Origin of the sequence: Peribacillus sp. Bi96, from assembly GCF_918698115.1 — a bacterium.
Lineage (GTDB): Bacteria > Bacillota > Bacilli > Bacillales > DSM-1321 > Peribacillus.
In genome coordinates this window covers 1-17,902 of sequence record NZ_CAKKLV010000013.1, presented here as the reverse complement: position 1 = coordinate 17,902, position 17,902 = coordinate 1, and the positions used below count along the sequence as shown (strand labels likewise).

General features: G+C 40.4%; 23 protein-coding genes. 9 read left to right on the top strand and 14 right to left on the bottom strand.

Annotation, left to right across the window (positions count from 1 at the left end; genetic code table 11):
• Positions 1 to 8: 8 nt before the first annotated feature.
• The 3 genes from LQ203_RS16175 to LQ203_RS16165 form a co-directional block, all read right to left on the bottom strand.
• Positions 9 to 488, bottom strand: a complete 480-nt coding sequence (locus LQ203_RS16175; protein ID WP_230159402.1) for an NUDIX domain-containing protein — start codon at positions 486 to 488, stop codon at positions 9 to 11.
• Positions 443 to 640 carry a hypothetical protein gene (locus LQ203_RS16170; RefSeq protein ID WP_230159401.1) on the bottom strand — a complete coding sequence of 66 codons (198 nt, stop codon included), beginning with the start codon at positions 638 to 640 and terminating at the stop codon, positions 443 to 445. The genes LQ203_RS16175 and LQ203_RS16170 overlap by 46 nt, the downstream gene beginning before the upstream one ends.
• Positions 641 to 737: 97 nt before the next feature.
• Positions 738 to 1,955 carry an NAD(P)/FAD-dependent oxidoreductase gene (locus LQ203_RS16165; protein WP_230159400.1) on the bottom strand — a complete coding sequence of 406 codons (1,218 nt, stop codon included), beginning with the start codon at positions 1,953 to 1,955 and terminating at the stop codon, positions 738 to 740.
• 469 nt (positions 1,956 to 2,424) lie between these two features.
• Between LQ203_RS16165 and LQ203_RS16160 the strand changes: the two genes are divergently transcribed.
• The gene (locus LQ203_RS16160; RefSeq protein WP_230159399.1) at positions 2,425 to 3,417 is read left to right on the top strand and encodes an NAD(P)/FAD-dependent oxidoreductase; all 993 of its coding nucleotides are present in this window, start codon (positions 2,425 to 2,427) and stop codon (positions 3,415 to 3,417) included.
• Positions 3,418 to 3,718: 301 nt separating this feature from the next.
• The gene (locus LQ203_RS16155; protein ID WP_230159398.1) at positions 3,719 to 4,360 is read left to right on the top strand and encodes an SDR family oxidoreductase; all 642 of its coding nucleotides are present in this window, start codon (positions 3,719 to 3,721) and stop codon (positions 4,358 to 4,360) included.
• Between the two features lie 235 nt (positions 4,361 to 4,595).
• Here the strand turns inward: LQ203_RS16155 and LQ203_RS16150 are convergent, their stop codons facing one another.
• Both LQ203_RS16150 and LQ203_RS16145 read right to left on the bottom strand, forming a co-directional pair.
• Positions 4,596 to 4,958, bottom strand: coding sequence for an iron-sulfur cluster assembly accessory protein (locus LQ203_RS16150; protein ID WP_230159397.1), 363 nt, complete (start codon positions 4,956 to 4,958; stop codon positions 4,596 to 4,598).
• Positions 4,959 to 5,301: 343 nt separating this feature from the next.
• The gene (locus LQ203_RS16145) at positions 5,302 to 5,538 is read right to left on the bottom strand and encodes a YuzB family protein (RefSeq protein WP_230159396.1); all 237 of its coding nucleotides are present in this window, start codon (positions 5,536 to 5,538) and stop codon (positions 5,302 to 5,304) included.
• Between the two features lie 304 nt (positions 5,539 to 5,842).
• On the opposite strand from LQ203_RS16145, the gene LQ203_RS16140 reads away from it, so the two are divergent.
• Positions 5,843 to 6,910, top strand: a complete 1,068-nt coding sequence (locus tag LQ203_RS16140) for an NAD(P)/FAD-dependent oxidoreductase (protein ID WP_230159395.1) — start codon at positions 5,843 to 5,845, stop codon at positions 6,908 to 6,910.
• Between the two features lie 82 nt (positions 6,911 to 6,992).
• On the opposite strand, the gene LQ203_RS16135 is transcribed toward LQ203_RS16140, so the two are convergent.
• A complete protein-coding gene (locus LQ203_RS16135) occupies positions 6,993 to 7,322 on the bottom strand; it encodes a YuzD family protein (RefSeq protein WP_230159394.1) in 330 nt (109 codons plus the stop codon).
• 167 nt (positions 7,323 to 7,489) lie between these two features.
• On the opposite strand from LQ203_RS16135, the gene LQ203_RS16130 reads away from it, so the two are divergent.
• Entirely contained in the window at positions 7,490 to 7,726 is a 237-nt protein-coding gene (locus LQ203_RS16130; protein WP_057912127.1) for a NifU family protein, read from the top strand.
• A 180-nt stretch (positions 7,727 to 7,906) separates the two neighbouring features.
• On the opposite strand, the gene thrB is transcribed toward LQ203_RS16130, so the two are convergent.
• The 5 genes from thrB to yutH form a co-directional block, all read right to left on the bottom strand.
• A complete protein-coding gene (gene thrB, locus LQ203_RS16125) occupies positions 7,907 to 8,851 on the bottom strand; it encodes a homoserine kinase (protein WP_230159393.1) in 945 nt (314 codons plus the stop codon).
• Entirely contained in the window at positions 8,848 to 9,909 is a 1,062-nt protein-coding gene (gene thrC / locus LQ203_RS16120) for a threonine synthase (protein ID WP_230159392.1), read from the bottom strand. The genes thrB and thrC overlap by 4 nt, the downstream gene beginning before the upstream one ends.
• Positions 9,906 to 11,204, bottom strand: a complete 1,299-nt coding sequence (locus LQ203_RS16115; RefSeq protein WP_230159391.1) for a homoserine dehydrogenase — start codon at positions 11,202 to 11,204, stop codon at positions 9,906 to 9,908. The genes thrC and LQ203_RS16115 overlap by 4 nt, the downstream gene beginning before the upstream one ends.
• A gap of 190 nt (positions 11,205 to 11,394) precedes the next feature.
• Positions 11,395 to 12,309, bottom strand: coding sequence for a L,D-transpeptidase family protein (locus LQ203_RS16110; protein ID WP_230159390.1), 915 nt, complete (start codon positions 12,307 to 12,309; stop codon positions 11,395 to 11,397).
• Positions 12,310 to 12,425: 116 nt separating this feature from the next.
• Positions 12,426 to 13,427, bottom strand: coding sequence for a spore coat putative kinase YutH (gene yutH / locus LQ203_RS16105; RefSeq protein WP_230159389.1), 1,002 nt, complete (start codon positions 13,425 to 13,427; stop codon positions 12,426 to 12,428).
• A gap of 200 nt (positions 13,428 to 13,627) precedes the next feature.
• On the opposite strand from yutH, the gene LQ203_RS16100 reads away from it, so the two are divergent.
• Positions 13,628 to 14,125, top strand: a complete 498-nt coding sequence (locus LQ203_RS16100; protein WP_230159388.1) for a phosphatidylglycerophosphatase A — start codon at positions 13,628 to 13,630, stop codon at positions 14,123 to 14,125.
• A 109-nt stretch (positions 14,126 to 14,234) separates the two neighbouring features.
• Here the strand turns inward: LQ203_RS16100 and LQ203_RS16095 are convergent, their stop codons facing one another.
• Both LQ203_RS16095 and LQ203_RS16090 read right to left on the bottom strand, forming a co-directional pair.
• Positions 14,235 to 15,002: a TIGR01457 family HAD-type hydrolase gene (locus tag LQ203_RS16095; RefSeq protein ID WP_230159387.1), complete on the bottom strand. Its 768-nt coding sequence runs from the start codon at positions 15,000 to 15,002 to the stop codon at positions 14,235 to 14,237.
• 23 nt (positions 15,003 to 15,025) lie between these two features.
• Positions 15,026 to 15,463 carry a DUF86 domain-containing protein gene (locus LQ203_RS16090; protein WP_230159386.1) on the bottom strand — a complete coding sequence of 146 codons (438 nt, stop codon included), beginning with the start codon at positions 15,461 to 15,463 and terminating at the stop codon, positions 15,026 to 15,028.
• A gap of 402 nt (positions 15,464 to 15,865) precedes the next feature.
• On the opposite strand from LQ203_RS16090, the gene LQ203_RS16085 reads away from it, so the two are divergent.
• The gene (locus tag LQ203_RS16085) at positions 15,866 to 16,132 is read left to right on the top strand and encodes a DUF3055 domain-containing protein (protein WP_230159385.1); all 267 of its coding nucleotides are present in this window, start codon (positions 15,866 to 15,868) and stop codon (positions 16,130 to 16,132) included.
• Positions 16,133 to 16,198: 66 nt separating this feature from the next.
• Complete coding sequence (locus LQ203_RS16080) at positions 16,199 to 16,489, top strand: cytosolic protein (RefSeq protein ID WP_230159384.1); 291 nt, start codon at positions 16,199 to 16,201, stop codon at positions 16,487 to 16,489.
• 31 nt (positions 16,490 to 16,520) lie between these two features.
• On the opposite strand, the gene LQ203_RS16075 is transcribed toward LQ203_RS16080, so the two are convergent.
• Positions 16,521 to 16,796, bottom strand: coding sequence for a YutD family protein (locus LQ203_RS16075; RefSeq protein WP_230159383.1), 276 nt, complete (start codon positions 16,794 to 16,796; stop codon positions 16,521 to 16,523).
• A 113-nt stretch (positions 16,797 to 16,909) separates the two neighbouring features.
• Here LQ203_RS16075 and LQ203_RS16070 point away from each other — a divergent pair, with 113 nt between their 5' ends.
• Positions 16,910 to 17,569, top strand: a complete 660-nt coding sequence (locus LQ203_RS16070; RefSeq protein ID WP_230159382.1) for a YhcN/YlaJ family sporulation lipoprotein — start codon at positions 16,910 to 16,912, stop codon at positions 17,567 to 17,569.
• An 82-nt stretch (positions 17,570 to 17,651) separates the two neighbouring features.
• Positions 17,652 to 17,902 (top strand): transposase (locus tag LQ203_RS16065; RefSeq protein WP_230155323.1); only part of this gene is annotated, 251 nt, incomplete at its 3' end.

Sequence of the window (17,902 nt, the reverse complement as noted above, 5' to 3'; positions counted from 1 at the left end):
TAACCAAATCACATGAATAATTTATACGATGTATACCCAAATTGATCTCCCGGGTTCACACCGTCGAGCATTGTTTGCATTCTTTCCTTTTTAAAAGCTAAAAGCTGCTCCAATAATACAGAGTGCTTGCCTTCTTGGACCAGTAAATCAGGGTCAAAAAATTTAGCTTCATATAATTCATCCAATTGAGCGGTGACTTCAAAACTGAGCGGTTTTAGTAAAAATATTAACATATTATCACTTATATCCCCTTTGATGACTCCGCTTCGCACTCCCACCATACCTTCGACTTTCGTATGAATACCCGTCTCCTCCAACACTTCCCTTACGACAGCATCATCAACGGTTTCGTCATTTTTGACAAAGCCAGCCGGGAGCGACCACTGCCCTTTCAATCCGCCATACCTTTTGTTAACGACCAACCACTCACCTTTATCCGATATCACAAGGCCAGACACTGCCAGCCAAACATTTTTGCATCGTTCCACCAAACTCCACTTCCTCCATTATGATTCTTTTTATGTAGTGTAAACTCCAAATCACAAAACCTATGATGACTAAAACGTTCAAGTTCAGGATGATTTACTTTATAGTGCTCCATCCCCCTTATCCCATTATATTCCACCTGCGAACGGTACATACTCCGGACTCCTGGTACATTCTTCGATACATGCCAATGAAAAAGCCATTCAGGGACAATCCCCAAATGGCTTTTTCCTATTATATATCGAAAAAACTTAAAGGACGTTGAATTTACCCTTTTTAGCAACGAGAGAAGCTCCGCCAATCAGTAACAATGCTCTGTTGTCGACCATCTTCTTCAAGAATGATGCAGTCTTACCTGTCACTTTCTTGCCGAATACAACCCCAATCGCATTGTCATCGCCAAGCGAGCATACCGTTCCTTTGTTTTCGAATGTGAACGTATCAAGGTCACTTTCGTTACGAACCAACTTAGTTAGGTTTTTGGCAATGACTTCACCTTGCTGCATGGCTATTTGTGCAGTCGGTGGATATGGCCGATTAATTTCTTCGTTGATGATCAACGCACAATCACCTACGATGAAAATATCATCATGCCCTGGTGCACGCATATCAAGGTTCACTTTAATCCGCCCGCGCATAGCTTCAAATCCTGAAGCTTCAATCACGGAGTTACCACGCACTCCAGCGGCCCATACAACGGTTCCGGCTTTGATTTCTTCCACTTCATCTTCGCCTTTTCCCACGATGATGCCTTCAGGGGTTGCTCCCTTGATCGGTGTACCTATTTTAAATTCCACACCTTTTTTCTCAAGGTAAGAAACGGCATAATCCACCAATTCCGGATCGAAACCAGGAAGGACCGCTGGTGCTGCCTCAACACAGTACATCCGAACCTTTTGGAAGTCGATGTCGTATTCTTTACAAAGTTTAGGGACACGGTTTGCCAATTCACCAAGGAATTCAATACCAGTAAAACCAGCTCCACCAACAACGATTGTCAAGCGGTCTTCATTTTTCTCTGCCTCGGAGCTGTAAGTAGCAAATTGCAATTGTATATGGTCACGTATTTTACGTGCTGTGTTCACGTTAGAGATGGAAAAAGCATATTCTTTTAGTCCTTGGATCCCAAAAGTTTCTGATTCAGGCCCAAGTCCAATCACTAGGTAATCATAAGAAATTTCGTCGTTTTCAAGGATGACTTTTTTGTCTTCTGTCTTGACTTCCAAAACAGAATCTTGGATGAACTTAACTTTGTTGCCGTTAATGACACTTTTAATTGGATAGCGCACACGATCATGATGAAGCGTGCCAGCAGAAGCTTCATGCAGCCATGTTGTTTCATAGTGGTAATCATTTTTATTAACTAACACGATTTCAGCCTCATTTTGACCTAATGCCTTCTGCAAGCGAGTAACGGTCATCAAACCACCATAGCCTGCTCCTAAAACAACGATAGTTGGCTTTTTCAAAAGAATTCGTCCACCTTTACGATATTTTCTTGTGATGCTTTCCATAACTAATATTTATTTTATTAATTTCCATTATAAAAAGCACTCTTATACATTTGTGACGTATTTCACGTAACACTTCATAATTTTCATGAAAAATTCATAAAATTTTACCAATTGATATATAAGTAAATATTAGTCTTTTTCCATACCTTTGACAAGTAACAATCTGAACTTTTTCGTATAAAAATCAAACCCAAAAACGCTACTTTTTTACCAGAAAAGAAGTATATCCACACTATATCCCCCAACCTTAGTAAAGAGTATCCTCACCTGCATATTGAAGGAAGGGCAAAGGATATTCATCATATAACGCGTTATTATAGTCAAAACTTTCTAACTTTTCTAATCTTTCTCCTTTTTTAAAGATTCAACTATGTTAAAATAAGAGAATAAATTTCAGCAAACCTAGTATATCGGAGGGATAACGTTGGAAGTTAATGAAAAAGTTTATGATATCACCATCATTGGCGGAGGCCCAGTTGGGCTATTTACTGCATTTTATGGTGGCATGAGACAAGCATCCGTAAAAATCATCGAGAGCTTACCTCAATTAGGCGGACAATTGTCAGCTCTTTATCCTGAGAAATTCATCTATGATATAGCAGGTTTTCCTAAGGTGCGTGCTCAGGAGCTAGTGAATAATTTAAAAGAACAAATGGCAAAGTTTGAACAGACCGTCGTCTTGGAGCAAGCCGTTCAAGAAGTGGAAAAGCAAGCCGACGGAGTTTTCAAGTTAACGACAGATAAAGAAATCCATTATTCCAAAACCATCATCATTACGGCTGGAAATGGTGCTTTCCAGCCCCGTCGCATCGAAATTGATGATGCAAGGAAATATGAAAGCAGCAATCTTCACTATTTCATCGACGACCTTAATCATTTTGCAGGCAAAAAAGTGGTGGTCTTCGGAGGCGGTGACTCTGCAGTGGACTGGGCACTAATGTTGGAGCCCATCGCTGAGAAAGTGAGCATCATTCACAGAAGAGATAAGTTCCGTGCCCACGAACATAGTGTAGAAACCCTTAAAAATTCAAAAGTTGAAATAAAGACTCCTTACATACCTTCAGAGTTGATTGGTACTGCAGGACGGATTCATACAGTTGTCATCAAGGATACAAATGGTGAAGATACAGAAACGATGGAAGTGGATGCAGTCATCGTCAACTACGGCTTCGTTTCTTCTCTTGGTCCCATTAAAGAATGGGGACTTGATATTCAGAAGAACAGTATCTTGGTGAATTCCAGAATGGAAACGAATATCCCAGGGATATATGCAGCAGGTGATATCGCAACATATGACGGTAAAGTCAAATTAATTGCAAGTGGTTTTGGTGAGGCACCCACTGCTGTCAATCACGCCAAGCAATATATAGACCCAAAAGCAAAAGTTCAGCCAATGCATAGTTCCTCGATGTTCTAAACCGAAATCCGGCTTTCATAGCCGGGTTTCAGACTGTAGACAAACTCGATAATAACGGAGTTTGTCTACTTTTTTTTTTGAAGGTTTGTAAAATTCCGCAGGCGTCTCGCACAACCGTTCCAATTAACTTAGATGGAACCGCTTTTGACTACAAACTGGAACCGGCTTACATTAAGCCGGTTTTTTAGTTATCCCCAATTCCATGATTGTGGATAAGTTTTTTCATTAGTTATCCACATGCTTAATCTTGTTATTCATAGGGTAAAGAATAGGAAAAGATCAGAAAGGAGAATGCACATATATGAATATTTTAATCGCAGGAGCCCATGGAACGACCGGAAAGCAGATTATTAAGGAATTATCGAAAAATCCACAAATGAACGTATACGGAATGATCCGGAAAAAAGAACAGGCCCAAACGATAAAAGGACTCGGCGGGCATCCCATCCTTGCAGATTTAGAGGGAAATGTGGATAAAGCAGTGGATAACATGGAAGCCATCATTTTTGCAGCTGGTTCCGGACCAAATACGGGACCTGATAAAACGACAGCTGTGGATAAGAATGGTGCGATTAAACTTGTTGATGCGGCCAAGAAAAAGGGAATCGACCGATTTGTCATGTTAAGCTCCGTCGGTTCTGATCATCCGGAGCAAGCCCAAGAAGGGATGCGCCATTATCTTGAATCAAAGCGTGATGCAGATGAACATTTAAAAGCAAGCGGGCTGACATACACGATTGTCCGGCCGGTTGCTTTGACAAATGAACAATCTGTCGGAAAAATCTTTGCGGATGAGAAAGTGGATCATACGAATAAGTCTATTCCAAGAGCCGATGTAGCCACCGTTCTTGCCCAATCAGTAACAGAGGAAACTACATTCAACAAAACATTCGAAATTTTTAGCGGCACCCTTCCCATCAAGGAGGCTCTGAACAATATTTAAAAGTAGAAAATAAGCATGAAAAAGAGGCACCTTTATCTGGTGCCTTAAAGACTGTCGACAAACTAGATAAAAACCGAGGTTTGTCGACAGTTTTTTGAGGTTGGTAAAATTCGAAACGAAGGACACTCGCTTTCCGCGGGAGTCTCGCACACCCGTTCAACTTTGTTTTATCCTTTTACCTACAGTCTTAGGGGCACCCATATCTAGGCCCCCTTTTCTAAAAGATTTGAGTTTCTTAGCAGTTTTCCGGCGTACCAGCGTTTTTTGCCGTTTTGAAGGAAGACCCGCAACCGCATGAAGCGATAGCATTTGGGTTTTCGATCGTAAAGCCTCCACCCATCATCGTTTGTTTATAATCAATTACTGTGCCATTCAATATATCAGCATCCCCGCTATCCACAAGGATCTTAATTTCAAACTGTTCCAGCTGGCTATCTTTCTCTCCGGGTTCTTTTTCAAAACCCATTCCGTAGGATAATCCACTGCAGCCTCCGCCTTTAACGGCCACTCTTAAAAAGGAACCCTCTTCACCATTTTGTTTCATCATTTCTTTTATCTGAAAAGCAGCAGCTTCCGTTACTTGAACAACTTCACTCACAATAAATCCCTCCTTCTTCTGATATGTGAGATAGACTATTTCTCCTTATAGTATATACCAAAGAATTTCCCCCGCTCAATTTTCCTGCTTGAAAAAAGAAAAACACATCAACCTGGTCGAAATCGATTTTCGCTTGGCTTTATAGGTTCAATCAAACACTGTACAAGAAGAATGATTTTTGAGATTTACTCTCAAGGAACAGTTGCATCCTATTTAACTGGAGACTACAATGGTACCCAAGTATCTGAAGCTAGACTTCTAATATCGCCTGCGACATTTCAAGTAGAATAGAAAATGAAAAGGCAGCCCCGGAAGGAACAGCCTTTTGATTTGTCCTTGATGATTAAAACATTTGATATTCATCAATGAACTTATATATATTTTCCACCAATTCATCCGTTGTCTCTCCTGAAACCACTTCACCGTTAACAAGTGCATATAAGTTACTGGAACATTTTCCGCAATATCCCAAACAACCATATTCAATAATATCTAAATTAGGGTCGCGTTCTAATCGTTCAAAAGCTTCTTGAGCGCCACTGGCCAAATTACTTACACAAAATTCAATAATCGGGTACATTGCTTCACCTCACCATTACTAACAATCCATCTTATTACTTTTCCCAACTCCAGTCAATATTTACGCATAAAAAATAAGCTGATTTCAAGATACCGGTTGTGATTTCCTTTTATATTCGTTATACTTTTGTCGGGGTATGTAAAAAAAGAAAATTATCTAATGTTTTTATTCTTACTACTAATTGGGTATATATATTTAATTAAACTATAAAGGGCTTCATTTGGGGGAATCCTATAGGGGTACTTGTTTTCACAAGTGAAACAATTATCAAATTTTCAATAGATCAAATAAAGGGGAAAATCATATGAAGAATTTAGTCATACTTGGTGGTGGGTATGGTGGTATGCGCATGTTGCAAAGATTGCTGCCTAATCAGCTTCCTGAAAATGTGAGCATCACACTTATCGACCGTAATCCTTATCACTGTTTAAAAACGGAATATTATGCTTTAGCAGCAGGCACCATTCCAGATCAACACATCCGTGTTGCATTTCCTGAACATCCTCGCTTGAAGAACGTATACGGAGAAGTACTTTCCATCGATATGGAAAATAAACAAGTCATTATAGAAAATCAAGATCCTGTCGTTTATGATGATTTAGTCATTGGCCTTGGCTGTGAAGATAAATACCACGATATTCCTGGCGCAGACACACATACTTATAGTATCCAAACAATCGATAAATCACGTAGCACATATTCTGCATTGAATAATTTAGGTGCAGGTGCAACCGTTTCGATCGTTGGTGGCGGACTTAGCGGTGTTGAACTGGCAAGTGAATTGATCGAAAGCCGCTCAGACTTAAACGTTAAGTTATTTGACCGCGGACCGCATATTCTATCAGCATTCCCAGAAAGATTAAGCACCTTTGTCGAATCTTGGTTTGATAAACATACGATTGATATCATTCATCATTCAAATATAACCAAAGTAGAGCCAAACCTTCTTTATAATGGCGACGAAGCCGTTCAAAGTGACGTTATTGTATGGACAGCTGGAATTCAGCCAAGTAAAATTATCCGCGATATGGATATTGAGAAGGACCGCCAAGGAAGAGCTGTCCTGACGCCTCAGCATTTCCTTCCATCAAACGATAGCATCTTTGTAGTCGGCGACTGTGCGAGCTTACCGCATGCACCTAGTGCGCAATTAGCTGAATCTCAAGCTGAGCAAATCGTCCAGGTCCTTGTGAAAAAATGGGCAAATGAACCACTTCCAGAAAGCTTCCCTACCATGAAATTAAAAGGGACATTAGGCTCCCTTGGGAAGAAACAAGGTTTTGGTCTTGTTGCAAATCGTCCTATCACTGGAAGAGTGGCACGCCTCATGAAATCAGGCATTCTCTGGATGTATAAATACCATAACGGTTGATCTACAACTTTCATATGCCACATTTCAAAAACTGACCCATGCGCTCCTGTATGGGTCAGTTTTTTATTTCTTCCATTATATATCAATTCTGCATCCTATATCCGTATTTTTCCATCGTTTCCACCACTTTTTTGAGACGTACATTTCCTTCTGCAATGATCTCATCTTCAATGCGGACCAGTGGATAAAATAAGTCCTCTTCGATCATCTTCGCGGCAAAGCTCTTTTGGTTCATCTTTTCTGGAGGATTATACATATCTATATAGGAAATCTTGAATTTCTGCTCTGGAAACTTTCTTGTTAAAGCGGCTTCTAGCCACTCACACGTATCTTTCGATGAGGGGAGATTCACACAGCTTGAGCAAATTTGTTCCGCTCCATATACTTCTATTTCAATTTCTTTCTTAACCATGCTATCCCTCCATTATTTTAGTTTATTTGATTCATTTTGAATACTTTTAAGAAACATTCACCGGTTTCCAGCTTATCTGAATAATATAGATTATATTTCCGCAAAGTTACAGTTGGATTTTTTACTATCTTCGCATTATAATATGATTATGAAAGGAGTCGATTGCAATGTCTAACCAAACAATGGAAGTACAAGTTCAAGAAGTTCTAGATAAGCTTCGTCCGTTTCTTCTTCGTGATGGCGGTGACTGTGAACTAGTTGACGTAGAAGATGGAATTGTAAAATTACGATTACTAGGAGCTTGCGGAAGCTGTCCAAGTTCGACCATTACACTAAAAGCTGGGATTGAGCGCGCCCTTCTTGAAGAAGTGCCTGGTGTAGTGGAAGTTGAACAAGTTTTCTAATACCCTTTAATAATAACAAGCAACGTATAGAAGAATCCTTCTTCCATATACGTTCAACCATTTTCATACAGACCAGAACTTGTTATAGAAATAAAGCTGACTCGGCTTTTGCCCTATCAAAATTGATACGGCTTGACGCGGGTCAGCTTTTTTTATAACAGTCATTAAGTTAAGTATGGCTCACAATTTCAAAAATTTCAATTTCTTTTTTTCTTGCTCTGATAGGATTGCCGTATGGCTGCCATCATTATCGATTTCCAGCTCTTTCACAAGAAACTCCGGAAATTCCTCCTTCAATCCAGTGAGCACCCTTTCAGATTTTTCAACGGATGCCAGGCATAAAATAGTGGGACCCGCTCCGCTTAGAGCTGTACCAAATCCACCTTCTTTTTGGACAACCTCTTCAATAATTGCTAAATGGGGGACTAGCTCTGCTCTATAGGGCTGATGGAAACGATCACTTTGCATCATTTCACCAACTAGCTTCCAATCTTTCGATAAGACTCCGGCAAGCAAAACATTGGCGGCTGCACTTCCGCTTATCGCATCTTTATAGGGAAGTGAATGTGGGAGAACATTTCTTGAATCCTCCGTAAGCAATTCAAAATTGGGAATGATGGCAATCACCTTAACTCCTTCGATTGGAAACGAAACAACATCGGTTCTTTGCTCTGTATGAAGGCCCACAACCAATCCGCCATAAACAGATGCCCCTGCATTGTCAGGGTGCCCTTCAAAGAGTGAAGCATGCCTATTCTTTTCCTCATCGGATAAATGGAGTTCACCTACGATGTTGGCTAATTCAATACCTGCTACAATGGCAGACGCACTGCTGCCAAGACCGCGTGCCAGTGGAATTTCACTAGAGACGAAAAGTCGGCATGGAGATAGTTCCTTTCCATAAGAAGCCGCCGTTTTCTTGGCAATTTGGACGATATAATTACGATCATCCCTTGGAAAAACGGACATTTCCTCTGAAAGTGGGATGACTTCCCAATGATCTGATGAAGATCCGTGTATTTCCAAGTAAAGCCCTAGCGCCAGACCGATGGAATCGAATCCTGGTCCTAAGTTGGCCGTACTCGCTGGCACACGGATCAAGAACATCTCGGAATCCCCACTCATGCCTGTTTCACACCTTGCAGATGTTCTAAAATGACCTCTTCATCCATTGGCAGCAGTGTCGGTTGGATCGTGCTTGTATCGACTGCTACATTTGGATCTTTCAATCCATTCCCTGTCAGAACCGCAACGATCTTACTTCCTTTTTTGATTTCACCGCTTTTTAATTGTTTATAGATGCCTGCAATGGAAGCACATGATGCTGGCTCTGCAAACACTCCTTCTTTTTTAGCAAGGAAATGATAGGCTTCCAGAATTTCTTCGTCTGTCACCTCATCGATTTTACCTTTTGACTCATTTGCTGCTTCCACAGCGAAGTTCCAGCTGGCAGGATTACCAATCCGTATTGCTGTTGCAATCGTTTCAGGATTTTCAATAATGGTATCGCGGACAATCGCAGCTGCGCCTTCCGCTTCGAACCCTCTCATTTCAGGAAGGCCCGTTTGTTTCGATTCATTATATTCTTTAAACCCTTTCCAGTATGCTGTTATATTCCCTGCATTCCCAACTGGAAGCGCCAATATATCCGGCGCAGAGCCAAGAGCGTCACAAATTTCAAACGCCGCCGTCTTCTGCCCTTCGATCCGATACGGGTTGACCGAATTCACAAGTGTTATTGGTGAACTCTCGCTAAGAGAACGGACGATTTTTAAAGCTTGGTCGAAGTTCCCCTCGATCGAGATGATTTCTGCTCCGTACATAACGGCTTGAGCAAGCTTGCCCATGGCGATTTTACCTTCTGGAATGACTACGATGCAGCGCAGGTTTGCACGAGCAGCATAAGCGGCTGCAGCAGCTGATGTATTCCCGGTAGAAGCACAGATGATCGTGTCGCTGCCCTCTTCGATCGCTTTGGCGACGGCCATGACCATTCCGCGATCTTTAAACGATCCTGTCGGATTCGCCCCTTCATATTTTACATGTAAGTCGATTCCCCACTCTTCGGATAATCGATTCAGTCTAATTAAAGGTGTATTCCCCTCCAATAGGGATAGTGCAGGTGTCTTTTCATTGACTGGTAAAAATTCTTTATACGTGCTTATAAGTCCTTGCCAACTCATTTGATTTCCTCTCCTTCAACTCGGTATGTACTCTTCACTTCTCTTACCATATTGTAATCATGTAATTTCTGTTTTATTTGCTCAAATGCAGCCAAAGTGGAAGTATGTGTAACTAATACGATTTCGGAAGATTCCTTTTCATCCAACGGCAATTGAAGGATTTTATCGAATCCTACCCCATGCTCTGCAAATAAATTGGTGATTCTCGCCAAAACACCCACTTCGTCCTGAACATGTAATCGAATGAAGAACTTAGCGGAAATTTCAGTCGCGTCTTTTAATTGTTTCGGGAATTGCGGTGAAACGGCACTTCGGCCATTTACGCCAAGCCTCATATTCTTGATGACGGTCACCATATCCGAAACGGCGGCCGTCGCTGTCGGAAGACTGCCTGCTCCCGGTCCGTAAAACATCGTTTCCCCTACAGCTTCCCCATAAACGTATACCGCATTATACTCATTATTTACTGATGCTAACGGGTGTGCTTCCGGAAGAAGTGCAGGTTGGACACTTACTTCGACCCTGTCTCCCGCCCTCGAAGCGACTCCAATCAGTTTCATTGTATAGCCAAGCTTTTTACTATATCTCAAATCCTCTTCGGATATATCAGTAATCCCTTGTACCTCCACATCATTCAAGCCAATGTTCATTGAGAAACCAAGTGTGGATAGTATCGCCATTTTACGGGCTGCATCCAATCCTCCTACATCGGCTGTTGGATCCGCTTCAGCGAATCCAAGCTCCTGAGCTTCCCTCAATACGTCATCATACGTTCTGCCTTCTTTGCTCATTTTCGTTAATATGAAGTTCGTCGTTCCATTGACGATTCCCATCATTTTCGTGATTCGGTCAGAAGATAATCCATCAACAAGACCACGTAAAATCGGGATACCCCCGGCAACACTTGCTTCATAGAAAAGGTCACATTTATTCTCAGTTGCTAATTCAAGCAGGTCCGGACCATATAAAGCCATCAAGTCTTTATTGGCCGTGACGATATGCTTTTTATTTTTTATTGCCTCTATTAGATAATGGCGTGTTTCTTCAATTCCACCCATAACTTCAATCACAACATCAATCTCGGGATTCGAAATGATATCTTCGGGATTGTCAGTTAATATTCCTTTATCAATCTCGACAAGCCGCTCTTTCTTCATGTCTTTGACAAGTATCTTCTTAATGGAAATGGAACAGCCTACTTGATGCATAAGCTTGTCCTGATGCCTTTCAATGATTTGTACGACTCCTGATCCGACTGTACCTAACCCCAATAAACCGATCGAGATGGCTTTCATATTTGGTTCCCCCTAAAAAACTGTTTTCCTGAAGAAAACACTTGTATTTGTATAGTAGACATTATAAGTTTAATTCATATAATTATCAATAGTTAGAAAAGATGAATACACGAACATTTTTTGTCCATCCCTTGAAAGAGTAAGAGCGGATAACACTTATTTTTTTATGGGAAAACCATTTTAATGATTATTAGTTAACCGACTTTAATGAATCATTTGTCCCCATTATTATATGTGGCTTTTGCTCGGGATCCATCCATTTCAGTAAACTGAGGACGTTCTTTTCAGCAGTGGCTGTACATCCTGCCGTAGGTTTTGTTTCACCTCTCCAAATATGAAAAAAGATTGCACTGCCTTTTCCTTTTATGATGGGGTTCGTATTATAATTAATGACCGCCCCATACTTATAGAGTTCATGATTCATCCTTTCGAAAGACTTCCATTTACCTTCGGGATTTCCTTTGTAGGTTTTCCACTTGTTATAATCGTTGGATGTTTGATCATCAATCCAGTAGTCATATTTTGTCGTTTTCTTATAACCCATTTTCACGCCTGCCGGCTTCGTTTTGCTTCCAAAAGCCGTACCGAATGAATAAATACCAACCGGGGATTTTCCATCGCCCTCTTTTTTACTCTTCGTAAAGCCGTTCTTCCCAATGACGCCTTCCATCTTCTTTAATGCTCGTCGCCATTCGCCTTTTTTCTTCTCATATGTTTGGATCGTGACCTTCGTGTCACTCATCGACTTCCCTGTCACCGATACAATTTGGTTGACGCCTTTTCTCGTATCGAATTTCTTTTGCAGGGCTTTTTCACTGGAGCTGAAAACCTCTTTTGCATCCGCCATACTGATATATGCAGTCTTTTTAGAGTGACAGACCTTATACCAGTCTCCAGTTCTCCCACTGACTGATAGCTCAGTATTTTTCTTATAAGTTTTTACTGTTTTACTTGCAGCCGACGCCTTTTCTTTCAGATCCGTAGTAGTCTTAATGACAATTTTGAATTGAGTTGCTTCACAACTTGTTTTCATTTCTGCCTTAGCAGGCATTGTCGCTTGGATGACTAACAGGAATAAAAGGGCGGCCATCATCATCCTTTTCATGGACTAATCCTTCCCGAACTTGAAGTAACCCAGTTAATATCTAACTATTCAAAAAAATCTTGTTATTATCATAACATAGTAAGTAAAGATGAATCATATTTCTTTCCAGTTTTCATCTAAATCCAATCGATTTGTGGCAAATTATATTTCTTGGCGGGGACTTCCGCCAATTCATAAAAGTTTTTGAGGAATGACTCATATTGTTGGGATGACTTCGTGATTGAAGATATCTTATCCTCCAGTTCATTCGACCTTGACTCCGTTGTTTTTGAAAAATACTCCTCCACTGTTTCAAAGTAATGGATGGGAAATAGCATTCTGGAATATAACAGCCGGGCTGAAAAACTTGAGAACGGTTCAATGGTCTGATATTGGTGAAAAAAATGTCCAATTCCCCGCTGATGGGTATGCACATTTTCAAAATAGTGTTCCCTCACCCACTCTGCGACATCCCTGGTTCCGTGGTCAAAAACCCAATCAAACGGATTTTTCATCCATTTATTGCTTTTCCAAGTATCATGTAAAAAGCGTTCATAACATACGGTTCCACTATCGACAATTTGCGGGGTATCATCAATTTCCGTGTCGACTAAATATTGAATCGCATTTTCACCTAATACCATATAATAGGGAAAGGTTTCTATAAATAATTTTTCAAACTGGTTATCAGGATGAGCATTCAGCTTATCCCTCCAAATCCCTTCTAGTTGATCGATCCTTTGTTCCCAAAGTTCCTTCCATTTACCAATTCTTGAACATGTTTGAATCGTTTCATTGATACCTCTTCCACGCTGATGGAATCTGGCCAGACGTCTTCCTGGATTGAAATTTTTCGGACCTTCCAAAGCCTGATTGGCAAGCAGGATGAATAATTGTTCATCCGCCTCAGAAACGTAACTGCCATGATTGGCAAGAACAAAGGCCGAAACGTGACGATCTCCTTGTGAAATCAGATATTGAGACATTTTATGGCGTTCGACTAATTCCTCCTGCTCCATATTCTCAATGGGAACGATGCTGTAAACCATATTTCCTGACAGGAAGCTTGGAAACCTGCTGTTGGCTTCTTCGCGCTCAACTTGTATACCGTAATTATTAAAAATGATTTCTTCTATCATGGAATGGCCCCCTTCTTTAAATGGATATAATAGAAATATTGGACATCATATACTTATATATATGTGGAATAACCCGTTTTCTGAATGATTATCGAAACCTTCTTAGAAAATCGGAACATCTTACATGATTTTTCACTTTAAAGAAATCAAAATACAGGCATTTGAACTATCCCTAAAAATATAGAGAAATGGGTGATGACATGGCTAATATTGAACAATCAATGTCAGAACAAACGGCTCGAAGATGGCTAAGTGAACGAGGAGTGAAGCTGGAGGATATCGCTGAGCTTGTCATGTATTTACAATCAAGTTATCATGAAAATCTCCAAATCGCCGATTGCCTTCACAATGTCGAACGGGTCCTTTCCAAACGCGAAGTCCAAAATGCCATCCTGACCGGCATTCAATTGGATATACTAGCTGAGAAAAAACTGCTTGAGGAACCTTTGCAAAGCATCATTGAAATAGATGAAGGCCTTTATGGGGTCGATGAAATATTAGCTTTATCCATCGTTAATGTTTACGGATCCATCGGCTTTACCAATTATGGTTTCATCGATAAACAAAAGCCGGGTATCTTAAAATATTTAAACGATAAAAGTACAGGTAAGGTCAACACCTTTTTAGACGATATCGTTGGGGCAATTGCAGCTGCCGCTTCAAGCAGGCTTGCCCACAGAACCAAAAATGCAGAATAGGAATGTCATATGTTCCTTTAATGGTTTACAATGATAAACCTCCAGTGAATGGAATTTGAAGTTTTTCGACATAAAAAAACCAGGGCTGCCTTAGCAGACCTGGTTTTTTTCATTCGAAGTGCCATAGGTCGAGCGTGTCCACCACATATGTTGGCTGCTCCTTATATTGCTTTAAGCGTTCTTTTGTCGTAACGCCAGTATGTACAAGCAATGTATCAATACCCGCATTAATGCCAGCCATGATATCCGTATCGTAGTTATCGCCAACCATGATGGTCTCTTCTTTAGGCACCCCTAATACTCTTAGAGCTTGCTCCACTATGACGGATTCAGGTTTTCCTATGAAAATCGGCTGTACCTGAGTCGAAACGGAAACAACGGATGTCAAAGCACCATTCCCCGGCAAAAGTCCTTGTTCAGTAGGAATGGCAATATCCCCATTGGTCGAAATGAAGGTGGCGCCATTTCTAACTGCAAGACTGGCTTTTGATAACTTTTCATAATTGACACCGCGGTCGATGCCCATCACCAGAAAGTCTGGATGATCATCCACCAGCTTCATTCCTTTTTCCTTTAGCGCCTCGATAATGCCTTCTTCCCCCACTACATAGACGGATGCATCTTTCTTTTGCTCAGCTATGTAGTTCGCAGTGGCCATGCTTGTCGTAAAAACCTGATCATCTTCCGTTGAAATGCCGATGCTTCTCAATTTATCCGCTACCTGTGCCGGAGTCCGGGAAGAGTTGTTTGTTACGAATAAATAAGGGATATCCCTTTTTCTTAGTTCATTTATAAACCCTGCCGCTTCCGCAATTTGTTCCGTCCCGCGGTACATGGTGCCATCTAAGTCAATTAAATACCCTTTATACGACTTCATTCGATTTCGCCTTCCTAACGCTACTAGTTTTTAAAAGCAGACACAGGTCCCAATTCATTTATTAAATAATTTCTCACCAAATTTGGAAACTGTTTGAATGCCTCGATATTCTCCTTGAATACGGTATGCAGTTCTTTGTGATCCACTTCAATGAAATCCTGAACCAGCATTTTCCTTAACGGCAGCACATTTTTAAATTGTATCGCTTTATCTTCTGAAATGACCTTTTCATCATGCAGAATATCGATAATATCTTCATAACTGCCTGGATCACGCATAATAAAACCATCAATTACCGCATTCCCTACATCCAACACGGAATCGATCGAAGTATGTATAAGCCTTTCAGCAATAAGTTCGGAAACGTCTCCATCCCAATTATCATGCCCTTCAAAAAGTCCAAGCTGCTTTTCAAGAAAACCTAATATTTGTTCAATCTTTTGGCGGTCTACAAAATACATTTTTTCCAGATCCTTTCTGATCTAAGGTGATATAGGAATCATTTCTATAGTTGAATGGTCAGCCCTATTAAACTTATGTGCCATTCCAACCTTATTCTTTGATGATACCATAGCTTCTCCCTTACGCTCAATTCCTTCGACTAGAGCCTTTGAACCAGTACCTTTACAAAAAGCAATAGTAACGCATCCATCGGCCATTTTTCTTCCAGTTAAAAACCACAATTACGGCACCATTTGTATTCTTAACAAATATTCTTTGATTGATGAATATACAAGCGGTATGATGCATTAGCTTGAAGAAGTACCAATTCAGCCAAGGAGCGCCAAAAATGGCTGTTCCCCTATTGTAGTCACTTTGTTATGATGGAATTACAAATGAAAAGATAAGAAGAGAGGGATACTATGGAAGATCGTTTTTATTTATACAACGACGTCGTTGATTCAAAAACCCGGTTCATAAGTTTCATGGGTGCGGAATCAAGATTCGATTTGGCCATTACAACAACCGATCGCTTTTATGGAAAAAAACTTGTATTAAATATGCAAAGTAACCGATTCGCGATTATTGGACCAGATGATTTAGAAGAGGAAGGCTATCTTGAGCATGCCTTTCAGTTGACAGAAGCGGAAGCCGAAGAACTAAGTCACTTTTTAATGGAAATCGTCTGAAACCTGAAGTTTTTTTCTTAAACGGGAAAACCTACTGAATGTACGATTACATGAGGGGGGATTACCTTGGACAAAGAAGAGGAATATCACGATTTCTCCAATGTCGAAAAGCAGCGGGATTTTTTGATTCCTGAAGAATTTCCCGAAGGACCTGTTGGATCACCCATTGCAAAAGATGAACCAGTGCAGAATAAAAATACACCATGGCAGGAAGGGCAACGATATCAAAGTGCCTTTAATTATGAAAATAAATCGCTGCACGAAAACTTACCTCGAAAATATCCTGGTGCTCATCCGACACATGATGATTCAGAAAAAGATGAACAGCCTCCTTATAAAGGATATGGAAGCTCTTAACTTGGAAGGCCAGAGTCAGTTCTGGCCTTCTTTATTTCTTTATTTTCTTCACTACGAAATATGGACAGCCAAAATTACAGTATTCATATAAATATTCACTAAGCGTGCTTATTTTAGTATCGAACGTCGCTTTCTGATTCGTATCATCAAAAAATCCACGAAGTCTTAATTGGCCATAACCCCAATCGCCTACAATATAATCATACTTCGTTAAAATCTCACTGTATCTCGCTTTAAACGCTTCTTCGTTATAGCCTTCCCTTTCATCCTCGATGATTTCATAGGTCAAGTTATTGATGTTAATCATTTTTTTCACCTCTCATAAATACATTCCTTATTTAAATTATAACTGATTCCCCATCAATTACTAAGCGAAATATAGAGAAATATGTTCATCCTAAAGTTACGGGGGTGTAATTGATGAAAAAAACAATAATAACGATAGGTTTAAGCTCGATGATTGCACTAACCGGATGTTCCGATAAAAAAGATCTGGGGCTCGGTGCAAAAAACCATGCTGGTAACCCGACAAACGTAAATAATCCAACTCAATATTATGACGAGGATTATCGTAATCATGACAACAAAAGTGATGATTTCGGCTTTACACGCACAAATAAGACGACTCATGATGGCCGTAACATTTCCAACAAAACAGCTTCCATAGATCGTGAACAACTGTCTGATGTGATTTCAAAACTTAGTGTACAGATTCCAAATGTCAATGATGCCGCTACCCTCGTTACTGATGAGGAAGTGCTTGTCGTATATGATACCAATACCAAGGATCGGACGGAAACCGCAGACCAAGTTAAACGTACTGCCATGTCCATCGTGCCTCGCTACTATCATGTCTATGTCAGTGATGACTATCAAACCCTTGCCCAAGATGTCGAGAATTTCTCTACATTGAAATCCGGCAGCAAAGGAATCGACTATACAATCGAACAAACAATCAAAAGAATGCTGAAATCGCCTCAAGGATACAAAATGAGTAACGAAGAAAATGAAAATGGAGAAATGGTTAACGATAAAAGAGATCATCACGATAACATACACCAAAAAATAGATAATCTTTAATCATCCAATAAAATGAAAGGACCGAATTTTGAACTGCACCCCAATTGTTAGACAACATCTAACAATTGGAGGTGCAGTTTTTTTGACTAAATATACGATAGACGAAAAATTACATGCAGTTTTAGAGTACTTAGAAGGGAAAAAATCCTATAAATCCATTGCACAAGAAAGAAATGTAGGTTTATCCCCTCTGAAAAGATGGGTCGCTCGCTATCTAAAACATGGGATGGAAGGACTTGCTTCATCCTATACAAATTACACTCTGCCCTTTAAACTAGAGGTACTTAAATATATGAACGAATATGGGGCATCAATCAACGAGACCGCTGTACA